The 10,193-nt window shown below is 67.3% G+C and carries 13 protein-coding genes; 7 read left to right on the top strand and 6 right to left on the bottom strand.

Annotated elements, in window-relative coordinates:
* Window positions 1–135: 135 nt before the first annotated feature.
* Window positions 136–699 (top strand): DoxX family protein, encoded by a 564-nt coding sequence (locus DYI42_RS21845; protein ID WP_213548964.1) that lies wholly within the window; start codon window positions 136–138, stop codon window positions 697–699.
* Between the two features lie 24 nt (window positions 700–723).
* Here the strand turns inward: DYI42_RS21845 and DYI42_RS21840 are convergent, their stop codons facing one another.
* Window positions 724–1,035, bottom strand: a complete 312-nt coding sequence (locus DYI42_RS21840; protein WP_213548962.1) for an arsenate reductase family protein — start codon at window positions 1,033–1,035, stop codon at window positions 724–726.
* A 202-nt stretch (window positions 1,036–1,237) separates the two neighbouring features.
* Between DYI42_RS21840 and DYI42_RS21835 the strand changes: the two genes are divergently transcribed.
* Window positions 1,238–1,444 carry a cold-shock protein gene (locus tag DYI42_RS21835; RefSeq protein ID WP_074254814.1) on the top strand — a complete coding sequence of 69 codons (207 nt, stop codon included), beginning with the start codon at window positions 1,238–1,240 and terminating at the stop codon, window positions 1,442–1,444.
* A gap of 102 nt (window positions 1,445–1,546) precedes the next feature.
* On the opposite strand, the gene modC is transcribed toward DYI42_RS21835, so the two are convergent.
* The 5 genes from modC to DYI42_RS21810 are packed head-to-tail and all read right to left on the bottom strand — an operon-like array spanning window position 1,547 to window position 5,381.
* Window positions 1,547–2,617, bottom strand: a complete 1,071-nt coding sequence (gene modC, locus DYI42_RS21830; protein WP_213548966.1) for a molybdenum ABC transporter ATP-binding protein — start codon at window positions 2,615–2,617, stop codon at window positions 1,547–1,549.
* The gene (gene modB / locus DYI42_RS21825) at window positions 2,614–3,306 is read right to left on the bottom strand and encodes a molybdate ABC transporter permease subunit (protein ID WP_213548961.1); all 693 of its coding nucleotides are present in this window, start codon (window positions 3,304–3,306) and stop codon (window positions 2,614–2,616) included. The genes modC and modB overlap by 4 nt, the downstream gene beginning before the upstream one ends.
* Window positions 3,303–4,019 carry a molybdate ABC transporter substrate-binding protein gene (gene modA, locus DYI42_RS21820; protein ID WP_213548959.1) on the bottom strand — a complete coding sequence of 239 codons (717 nt, stop codon included), beginning with the start codon at window positions 4,017–4,019 and terminating at the stop codon, window positions 3,303–3,305. The genes modB and modA overlap by 4 nt, the downstream gene beginning before the upstream one ends.
* A 52-nt stretch (window positions 4,020–4,071) precedes the next feature.
* Window positions 4,072–4,548: a dihydrofolate reductase gene (locus DYI42_RS21815; protein WP_213548957.1), complete on the bottom strand. Its 477-nt coding sequence runs from the start codon at window positions 4,546–4,548 to the stop codon at window positions 4,072–4,074.
* The gene (locus DYI42_RS21810) at window positions 4,548–5,381 is read right to left on the bottom strand and encodes a thymidylate synthase (RefSeq protein ID WP_213548955.1); all 834 of its coding nucleotides are present in this window, start codon (window positions 5,379–5,381) and stop codon (window positions 4,548–4,550) included. The genes DYI42_RS21815 and DYI42_RS21810 overlap by 1 nt, the downstream gene beginning before the upstream one ends.
* Window positions 5,382–5,594: 213 nt before the next feature.
* Here DYI42_RS21810 and DYI42_RS21805 point away from each other — a divergent pair, with 213 nt between their 5' ends.
* The 5 genes from DYI42_RS21805 to DYI42_RS21785 all read left to right on the top strand — a co-directional run.
* Window positions 5,595–6,569, top strand: coding sequence for a hypothetical protein (locus DYI42_RS21805; RefSeq protein ID WP_213548953.1), 975 nt, complete (start codon window positions 5,595–5,597; stop codon window positions 6,567–6,569).
* Window positions 6,570–6,572: 3 nt separating this feature from the next.
* Window positions 6,573–7,964 (top strand): hypothetical protein, encoded by a 1,392-nt coding sequence (locus DYI42_RS21800; protein WP_213548951.1) that lies wholly within the window; start codon window positions 6,573–6,575, stop codon window positions 7,962–7,964.
* Entirely contained in the window at window positions 7,964–8,863 is a 900-nt protein-coding gene (locus tag DYI42_RS21795) for a DUF817 domain-containing protein (protein WP_244868078.1), read from the top strand. The genes DYI42_RS21800 and DYI42_RS21795 overlap by 1 nt, the downstream gene beginning before the upstream one ends.
* On the top strand, window positions 8,860–9,456 hold the full coding sequence (locus DYI42_RS21790) for a DUF1287 domain-containing protein (RefSeq protein WP_213548949.1): 597 nt from the start codon (window positions 8,860–8,862) through the stop codon (window positions 9,454–9,456). The genes DYI42_RS21795 and DYI42_RS21790 overlap by 4 nt, the downstream gene beginning before the upstream one ends.
* A gap of 26 nt (window positions 9,457–9,482) precedes the next feature.
* Window positions 9,483–10,193, top strand: a 711-nt coding sequence (locus DYI42_RS21785) for a DUF1194 domain-containing protein (protein ID WP_244868077.1), incomplete at its 3' end; no start/stop codon positions are given.

The following is a 10,193-nucleotide window of genomic DNA, read 5'->3' as shown; positions in this document are numbered from 1 at the left end:
GCCCCACGAGGCCCCCGCTTTCCTCGCCGCCCTTGCCAGCGGCGACACCCTCGAAGAGGCCACGCCCGACGGCTTCGACATCACCAGCACCCTCGCCGCCCTGATCGCGGGCGGCGCAATCACGGAGGTCCAGCCATGACCCGCCTTCTCAGCCTCTACGATGCCACCGCCCTCCGGCTCGAGGCCGCCGCACCATGGCTCATCCCCAGCCTCGCCCGCCTCGTCTTCGCCGGGGTGCTGCTGGTCTATTACCTCAACTCCGGCCTCTCGAAGTTTGGCGAAGGGGTGCTCGGCCTCTTCCGCCCCGACGCGGGGGCCTATGTCACCATCTTTCCCAAGGCGATGGAGGCCGCAAATTACGACGTGAGCCAGCTCACCGTCTTCCACTGGGCCGTCACCCTCGCGGGCACATGGGCCGAGGTGATCCTGCCGGTGCTGATCGTCATCGGGCTCTTCACCCGCCTCGCCTCGCTCGCGATGATCGGCTTCGTCTTCGTCCAGAGCGTGGTCGATGTCTACGGCCACGGCGTGACGGGCGATGACATCGGCGCATGGTTCGATGCCCCCTCGAATGCGCTCCTGCTCGACCAGCGTGCCTTCTGGGTCTTCGCGCTTGGCGTGCTGGTCCTGCGCGGCGCCGGTCCCGTCTCGGTCGACCGGGCCCTCACCGCCTTCCGTCCCGCCGCCGCGCCCGCGTAGGGTGGGCAATCTGCCCACCACCCGTCACGCCAGGACGGCCGCCTGCACCTCGGGGCCCCAACCCAGCCACACCTGCCCGTCCTTCTCCACCACGGGCCGCTTCATCAGCGTCGGGTGCGCGGCCAGAAGCGCCAGCGGCTCTTTGGCCTTCTCCGCCTCATCCAACCCCCGCCATGTGGTGGACTTCCGGTTCAGCAGCGCCTCCCCGAAGGCCGTCCAGAATTGCTCCAACTGCCCCTGCGTAAGCGGATTTTCGCGCACGTCAATCAGCGTGCCGCCGCTTGTTTTCACTGCTTTTCGGCAAGTATCGCAGGTTTTTAGCCCATAAATTTTCATCGCTTCCGCCTCTTTTTCGGCCACAGCCTGCAAGAATCCCCTCAGGCTCCTGCTTTGTCTTGCGTTTTTTACATCGCACCTCAATCCTTCAAAGCACGGAGACTTCACGACCGATACTGCCTCTGACGCGGACCGGAAGACTGAAGACCGGACTGCTATCGGCCCGCAGGACTGGGGCCGCGACTTGAGAGGGAGAAACGGAATGCCCACCGGCACCGTGAAATGGTTCAATACGACAAAAGGTTACGGGTTCATCGCGCCCGATGATGGCGGCAAGGACATCTTCGTCCACATCTCCGCCGTCGAGCGCGCAGGCCTCACCGGCCTCGCCGACAACCAGAAGATCAGCTACGAGATGATCCCCGGCCGGGATGGCCGCGAAAGTGCGGGCGACCTCAAGCTGCTCTGAACGGCAGCGACCGACAGCAGGGGAGCAATCCCCCGACCGATAAATGAAAAGGCCGCCGGGCCCGCCCGTCGGCCAATAGCTTGTTTCGCTCCTGGGCCGACCTCAGGCCACGCTCTCCGGCGCCACCGAAACCGCCTTCAGAACCGCAAAAACCTCCCGCCCCGGCGCCAGGTCAAGCGCCTCCGCCGAACGACGGGTGATCCGGGCCAGCACCACCTGCCCGCCCGCATCGAGCTTCGCAATCGCGCCGGGGCCGGTGCCCATGCGCAACTCCGTCACTCGCGCGGGCCAAACGTTCAAGGCCGAAACGCCTTGCGGCCGGTGCGTCGCCAACATCACGTCCGCTGCCTGGATATGGACCCGTAGCAAAGCGCCTTCCTTGTGCCTGACCGCCGGAAGATGCAGCCGCAGCCCGCCCGCATCCAGCTCGCTCAGCCCGTCTTTGTGGTGCGCCAGCACCCGCGCCTCCAGCACGGTGCCTGCCGCCCGCGGGCCCAGCGGCGTCACTTGCGGGTCACCCAGCACATCCGCCGCCGGCCCCTGCCGCACCACCTGCCCCGCGTCGATCGCCACCACCGTCGTCGCCAGCCGCGCCACCTCGGCAGGGCTGTGGGATACGTAGAGCACCGGCACGCCCATCTCGTCTCTGAGCCGCTCGAAATAAGGCAGGATCTCCGCCTTGCGCGCCTCGTCCAGCGCCGCCAGCGGCTCATCGGCGAGCAACATGCGCGGCCCCGCCATCAGCGCCCGGCCAATCGCCACCCGCTGCCGTTCCCCGCCCGAAAGCCCGCCCGGGCGGCGCGCCAGCAGCGGCCCGATGCCCAGCATCTCCACCACCCGCGCCTCCTCCGGCCCGGTCTTCGAAAACCAGCGACCATACGCCAAGTTCTGCGCCACGGTGAGATGCGGAAACAGCCGTGCATCCTGAAAGATGCAGCCCATCCGCCGCTTGTGGGCCGGCATGTTCACACCCGCGCGGCTGTCGAACAGCACCTCGCCCTCCACAGTGATCCGCCCTGCATCGGGCCGCGCCAGCCCCGCCACCGCGTTGATGATGCTCGTCTTTCCCGAGCCTGAGCGACCGTAGAGCACGGTAATTCCCGGCGGCGCGGCAAAGGCCAAATCGAGGGTGAATCCCCCCAGCTTCATCACCAGCGCCACGTCCAGCGTCATCGGCCCGCCACCCGCGCCGCCACCCGCCGCGAGAGCCATTCACTCAGCAGCAAGGCCCCCATCGCCACCACCAGCGCCACCACCACCAGCCGCCAGGCCGAGGCCTCCGCGCCGGGCACCTGCATGAAGTTGTGCACCGCCAGCGGCAGGGTTTGCGTCTCGCCCGGGATGTTCGAAACAAATGTAATCGTCGCGCCAAACTCCCCCATCGCCTTGGCAAAGGCCAGCACCCCGCCCGCGATCACGCCCGGCAGGATCAGCGGCAGCGTGACGGTGAGAAACACCCAAGGCCGCGAGGCCCCCAGCGTCGCGGCCGCCTGCTCCAGCTTCGGGTCCACCGCCTCGACCGAGAGCCGTATCGCCCTGACAAGCAACGGAAATCCCATGATCCCCGCCGCCAGCGCCGCGCCCGTCCAGCGGAAGGCGAAGACCACCCCAATCTCGGCCAGCGCCCCGCCCAGCCAGCCCCTAGTGCCAAAGGTCATCAGCAGCAGGTAGCCGGTCACCACCGGCGGCAGCACCAGCGGCAAATGCACCAGCCCGTTCACGATCTCCCGGCCCGGAAAGCGCCAGCGCGCCAGCGCCACGGCCACGAAGATGCCCGGCGGCAGCGCAAAGAGCGTGGCCCAGAAAGCCACCTTGAGCGAAAGCGCCACCGCCGCCCACTCCTGCGGGCCAAGCCAGCTCACTCCGTCACCAGCCCAAAGCCGTGCCGCGCGAAAATCTCTGCAGCTTCAGCGCCTTGCAGGAACTCCACCAAGGGCGCGCCCGCCTCTGTGAGCGCCGCTGCCGGGTAAAGGATCGGCGGGTGGCTATCCTCCGGGAACGCCGCCACCACCCGCACACGCGGCTCCGCCAGGGCATCCGTCGCGTAGACGATCCCAATCGGCGCCTCGCCCAGCGCCACCAGCGCCAGCGCCGCGCGCACGTTGTCGGCCTGCACCACGCGCGGGGCCACCGCCTCCCAGAGCGCCAGGCTCTCCAGCGCCGCCTTGCCATAGATCCCGGCGGGCACCGCCTCCACCAGCGCCATCGCCACCCGGTCCGCGCCCTTGAGTTGGTCAAGCCCAGCGCGCGGATCTTCGGCGGCAGAGATCAACACCATGGAATTGCTCAGAAAATCGACCCGCTCCAGCGCCACCCCCTCAGCCTCCAGCCAGTCCACCCACTCCGGGTTGGCCGAAATGAACACATCCGCCGGCGCCCCTGCCGCGATCTGCCGCGCCAGCGCCGAAGAGCCCGCATAGGAGATCCGCGCCTCTCCGCCCGTCTCCGCGCCCCAGGCCGCCACAACCTCGTCCAGCGCGCCCTTCAGCGAGGCAGCGGCAAACACCGTCACGCCCTCCGCCAGCGCGGGCAACGCGAGGAGCCAGAACAGCACGCCAAGGAAAATCCGTTTCATGGGCCAGACCTTAGCCGCAGCCCGTAGGGTGGGCAATCTGCCCACCATCCGCCTATCGTCGTAGCCACTCCCGCAGCACGCAGCGTGGCCCGTCCTCTCGCAGCACGGTTTCGCCGGCCAGGCGCCACTCCGCTTCATCAAAGGCAGGCATGAAGGCATCGGCCCCTTCCACCGCCACATCGACCTCGGTAATCAGCAGCCGGTCCGCCTCGGGCATGAAGGCCTTGAAAATTCCTTCCCCGCCAATGCCATAGACACGCCGATGCCCGGCGTCATAGGCATATTGGACCGCGTTCGGCGGGCGGTGAAAGCTGTGCACCCCGAGGTCCGTCCGCGACGACACCACGAGGTTCAGCCGGTCCGGCAGCGGCTTGAACGGCAGGCTCTCCCAGGTCTTGCGCCCCATGATCACCGCGCCCCCCAGCGTTTCACGCTTGAAGAACTTCAGGTCTTCCGGCGCCCGCCAGGGAATGTCGCCATCCTTCCCGATCGCGCCATTGCGATCCCGGGCAACAATCAACGACAGCATCAGACAGCCACCGGCGCCTTGATCGCGGGGGCCGGGTCATACCCCTCGATCACGAAATCCTCGAAGCGGAAGTCGAACAGGCTCTTCACATCCCGCGCCAGCCGCAGTGTCGGCGGCTCGCGCGGCTCGCGCGAAAGCTGCTCGCGCACCTGCTCCATATGGTTGGAGTAAATATGCGCGTCGCCAATCGAATGCACGAACTCCCCCGGCTCATAGCCCGTCACATGCGCCAGCATCACCGCCAGCAGGCTGTAGCTGGCAATGTTGAACGGCACGCCAAGGAACATATCCGCCGAGCGTTGGTAGAGCTGCAAATGCAGCTTGCCGCCCAACACCCGCACCTGCCAGAGCGTGTGGCAGGGCGGCAGCGCCATTTCATCCACCTCGCCGGGGTTCCACGCGCTGACGATCAGGCGGCGGCTGTCGGGCGTGGCCCTGATCCGCTCCACCAGCGTGGCAATCTGGTCCACCGAGCGCCGCTCATAAAGCCTCTGCCCGTTCGCCACGGCATCCGTGGGCACCAACTGCGGAAAGTCGCGCCACTGGCGGCCATAGACAGGCCCGAGATCGCCGTTTTCATCGGCCCACTCGTCCCAAATCCGCACCCCGTTTTCCTTGAGATAGCGGATGTTGGTGTCGCCCGAGAGAAACCACAGCAGCTCATGGATGATCGACTTCAGGTGCAGCTTCTTCGTCGTCACCAAAGGAAAGCTCCGGGACAGGTCATAGCGCGCCTGAAGCCCGAAGGCGCTCACGGTGCCGGTGCCGGTGCGGTCGCTCGATTGCTCGCCGCGTTCCAGCACCTCCCTCAAGGCATCAAGATATTGCTTCACCGATTCCCCCAGATTGCCGCCCCGCCTTCTACCACATCTCGCGCACCGCAGAAAAGCGGACCCCGGATGTGGTAATCGTTGCCCGAAGACGACGGATCGGCAACGGTCGCAGCTTTCGCGGGCACAGCCACTCACAAATCGTTGACTTCTGGGGCCATCGCGGGAAATCTACCCGCAAAATACGAGCAGATACAAAAAACATACGGGTCAATCATGCGTTCCAGCCTTCCCGCCATCGCCCTCCTCACGTCGCTTGCGGCCTGCTCTGGAGGAGATACGAACCCCGTCACCAACGGCCCCGCCGCAGGTGAGGAAACCGGCACCGACAGTGGCAGCCCGGCAGACGACAGCGCGGTGACCACCGGCACCACAACCACCCGTCTCCAGGGCGACGTGACAGGCATCACGCTGAACGCCGACAATACGCTGACCATCGACGATCTGCCGTTCGACGGCCCCGAAGGCACCGGCGACGAGCGCTACACCTACATGGGCCTCGCCGCGGTGGAAGCCACGGGCGCCCCCTTCCAGCAATATGAAAGCGGCGACGCGACGGCAGAAACCAACCAGCGGAAGTATTTCGCGGTCTATGGCGCCGGCGCCTACACCACCGCCTCCGCCGTGGGCACTGGCGACTACAACGGCTTCGGCTGGGGCGGCGCACAGTATACCCGCACCGGGGTTTCGGCCCCCGACATCGCGCGCGAGGGCGAGGCCGTCTACGAGGGCAACTACGCGGGCGTGCGCGTGTCCACCTTTGGCACCGGCTCGGGTGACGTGACCTTCACCACCGCCACCGCAACCATCGACGTCGACTTCCTCGACTTCGAAACCACCGGCGCGATCGAGGGCATCATCGGCACCCGCAACGTCTACGACACCGACGGAAACTTCCTCGGCACCCTGCCCGCCATCAGCCTCGCTACAGCCTCTGCCGATGACCAGGGCTTCATCTTCGACGGCACCGCCACCTCGCTCGACCGGACCGGCACAAATGCCGGCACCACCTTCGAGACCGGCAGCTGGGAAGGCGCCTTTGCTGGCCCCAACTCCGAAGAGATCGTGGGCCTCATCGTCATCCAGGGTCCGGCCCGTGAAGGTGCCGATACCGACAGCGGCTTCGACCCGAACGTGGTCGACACCTTCGACGCGCAGGAAACCGGCGTCTTCATCGCCACGGATCCGTAAGCCATGCGCCCGGCCCGCGGCCTCGGCCTTCTGTTCGGGCGCTCGCTTCTCGCGCTCCTGCTCCTGACGGCCCCGGCTGCGGCCCAGTCGCGCACGGTCACGCCTGAAGAAACCCGCCAGATCGCGGCGCAGGCCGTGCTGGCGGGTCAACCCGCCTATGCGCTCGACCTCGCCCGCGCCCTTCTGGCGCTCGACCCGGGCGATGTCGCCGCCGCCACCACCGCCAGTCGCGCCGCCCGCGCGCTCGGTCGCTATGACGAGGCCCAGGCCTACGCCAGCCAGGCCTGGCAGGCGGCGAACTCCGACAAGGAGCGCTACCACGCCTCCATCGCCATGGCACAGGCGCTGGCCTCGGATGAAAAGCGCACCCGTGCCCAGTTCTGGCTGCGCCGCGCAGCCGAGTTTGCGCCGACCGACGCCGCCCGCGCGGGCGCCGAGCGCGACTTCGCCTATGTGCGCGGGCGTAACCCGTGGCGCAGCTCGGTCACGCTCTCGCTCACGCCCTCCTCCAACATCAACAACGGCGCCGCGACTGACCGGATCGAGCTGGGCGGCCTCAGCTTCGCCCTCTCCGGCGATGCGCAGGCGCTCTCGGGCACCGAACTCTCCCTCGGCCTCTCGACCGAATACCGCATCCGCTCGGGCCGCCGCACCATCCTGCGCTTCGGCGGCAGCATCGAGGCCAGGCGCTACTGGCTCTCGGGCGAGGCACAGGATCAGGCCCCGCAGGCTGACGCCAGCGACTATGCCTACACCTCCGCCGAACTCTCCTTCGGCCTCACCCGCGCGCCAAAGCCCCGCCCGCGGGACGCAAAAGGCCCGCGCTTCGGCCTCTTCGACGCCGAAATCGCCATCGGCAAAAGCTGGTATGGCGGCGAAGAGCTGCTCACCTACACCCGCGCCCGTGCCGGCCAAACCTTCCGCCTCGCGCCCAAAACCTCGGGCTGGACGGCGCTGCTGGGCGAATGGCAGGACCGGATCGACAACCCCGACCGCTCACTTTCCTCCGCCGAGTTGCAACTGGGCGTGTCGCACCGCTTCGACGCGGGCCGCTTCACCCTCATCGCCTCGGCCAAGGAGGTCGAGTCCGACAGCGCGCTGGTGGCCCACTCCGCCCGCAAGCTCACCGCCGCCTTCCAGCTGGCCGAGCCCGTGTTTACCGCCGAAACCACCATCTCCGCCGCGCTCGAGCAGCGCGACTACGAAGGCTCCCTCTTCGGCGAAGACCGGCTGGATGACCGCGCAAAACTGGGCGTGACCTTCTTCTTCGCCGAAGCCGACTACTACGGCTTCGCCCCCGAAGTCGGCGTGAGCTGGGAGCGCAACGACAGCACCGTCGACCTCTACAGCACCGAGACCTTCGGCATCACCTTCGGGCTCAAATCCACCTTCTGATGGACCCCCGCATTCACATAGACGGGGGCACGCGCCGGCTCGAGCGCGGCATGGGCGACTGGGCCCGCCGCCGCCTGCCGGGCTGGCTGGCCGAGCTCGTGATGTTCACCCTCAAACAGGGCTGGGCCGCGCTCTTCGGCGGGCTGCTGCTGGTGGCCATCCTCGCCACCAAGGCCGTCTGGCAACCATCCTGGCCCATCGCCCGCTACGACTTTCTCGTCGTTTTCGCACTGGCCACGCAGGTGCTCTTCCTATGGGCGCGCCTTGAAACATGGGAAGAAGCCAAGGTCATCGCCCTCTTCCACCTCACCGGCACGGCGATGGAGTTCTTCAAGGTGCAGGCAGGCAGCTGGTCTTACCCCGAGGCGGGGTTTCTCAAGATCATGGGCGTGCCGATGTTCTCGGGCTTCATGTATGCCTCCATCGGCAGCTACATCGCCCGGGTGGCGCGGATCTTCGAGATGCGCTTCGCCCCCTACCCGCCGTTCTGGATGACGGTGGTGCTGGCCTGCGCGATCTACGTCAACTTCTTCGCCCACCACTTCCTGCCCGACATCCGGCTGGCCCTCTTCGCCGCCACCCTCCTGCTCTTCGCCCGCACCCGCGTCTGGTTCTACGTCGGCGCGCGCCCGCTCTGGATGCCGCTCCCGCTCACGGCCTTTTTGGTGGCCCTCATGGTCTGGGTGGCCGAGAATATCGGCACGGTAACCGGCACCTGGGCTTACCCGGGGCAGCATTGGACGCAGATGGTGAGCTTTTCAAAAATGGGGTCGTGGTATCTGCTGCTCTTCGTGGCCTTCGTCACCGTAACCCTCGTGATGCGCGACTTTCTCTATCGCACCCCCCAACGCCCGCCGCGCCGCCCGCTGCCACACGCCGATGAGGAGGCTGCCGCATGAGGCTCTTCGCGCTGCTCATCGCATTGGCCGGCCCCGTGGCTGCCGATCCGGGCACCGACCTGGCCACAGCGGCGGAGGAGCAGGTTGGAGTAACGGTGATCTACGATCCGGCCTATGTCGGGCTGGAGTTTCCCGGCGGCGATCTTCCCCGCGAGCGCGGTGTCTGCTCTGACGTGGTGATCCGCGCCCTGCGCGATGCCTGGGGGATCGACCTTCAGGCCGTGGTCAACGCCGACATGAAGGCGAATTTCTCCGCCTACCCGAAAATCTGGGGCCTCAAGACCACCGATCGCAACATCGACCACCGCCGCGTGCCCAACCTCGAAACTCTCTTCACCCGCGCCGGGGCCGCCCTGCCGCTCTCCTCCGACCTGGCAGCCTTTCACCCCGGCGACATCGTCAGCTTCCGCCTCACCGGCTCCAACCTGCCCCACATCGGCATCATCGCTGAGGGCATCGCGCCCGACGGCACCCCGCTGGTGACCCACAACATCGGCTCGGGCACGCGGACCGAGAACATGCTCTTCGACCACCCGATGCAAGGCCACTTCCGCCTCTCCGAGCCCGCCCGCGCCTGGCTGGCCGCCCGATGAGGAAGCGCCGCCCCCTGTCCATTTTCTTGCTGAAAATACTCATCAAAATCCCTGCGCTGATCGCCCTCGCGGCGCTGCCCGCCATCGCTCAGGACAGCTGCCGCCAGGCCCTCGCGCTCGGCCTCGACGTGTCGGGCTCGGTCGACTCCGAAGAGTATCGCCTCCAGCTGGACGGCCTCGCACAGGCGCTGTCGGACCCGGAGGTGGCCTCCGCGCTCCTGACCGGCACCCAGCGCCCTGTGGTGCTGGCGGTCTATGAATGGTCCGACGAAAGCTTCCAGCGCCTGCTCATCGACTGGATCGCCATCACCTCTCCAGCAACGCTCGAGAGCGTGGTGGGGCGCCTGCGCGACACGCCACGCCAGGCTGCGCCGCCGACCACGGCGATCGGTGCCGCCATGCTCTTCGGCGCCGCCCTCATCGCCCGGGCGCCCGCCTGCCCCAAGCGCACCATCGACCTGTCCGGCGATGGCAAGAACAACACCGGCCCCCGCCCGCAGGATGTGCGCGACACCCCGCCACTCGCCGGCATCGTGGTGAACGGGCTGACCATTGGCGACACGCTGGCAGACCACGGCGATGTGACGCTTGGAGAGCTGTCCGATTATTACAAGGCGCAGGTGATCCACGGTCCGGGCGCCTTCGTGATGACGGCCCGGAGTTTCGAAACCTATGCCGAGGCGATGGCCCGCAAGCTCCTCAAGGAGTTGCAAGGCGCCCCCATGACAGCCCTGCCC

The organism is Vannielia litorea (genome assembly GCF_018424695.1).
GTDB classification, from domain to species: Bacteria; Pseudomonadota; Alphaproteobacteria; order Rhodobacterales; family Rhodobacteraceae; genus Vannielia; species Vannielia litorea_A.
Note: the sequence above shows the minus strand (reverse complement) of the source record. Positions and strands in the feature narration are given on the sequence as shown.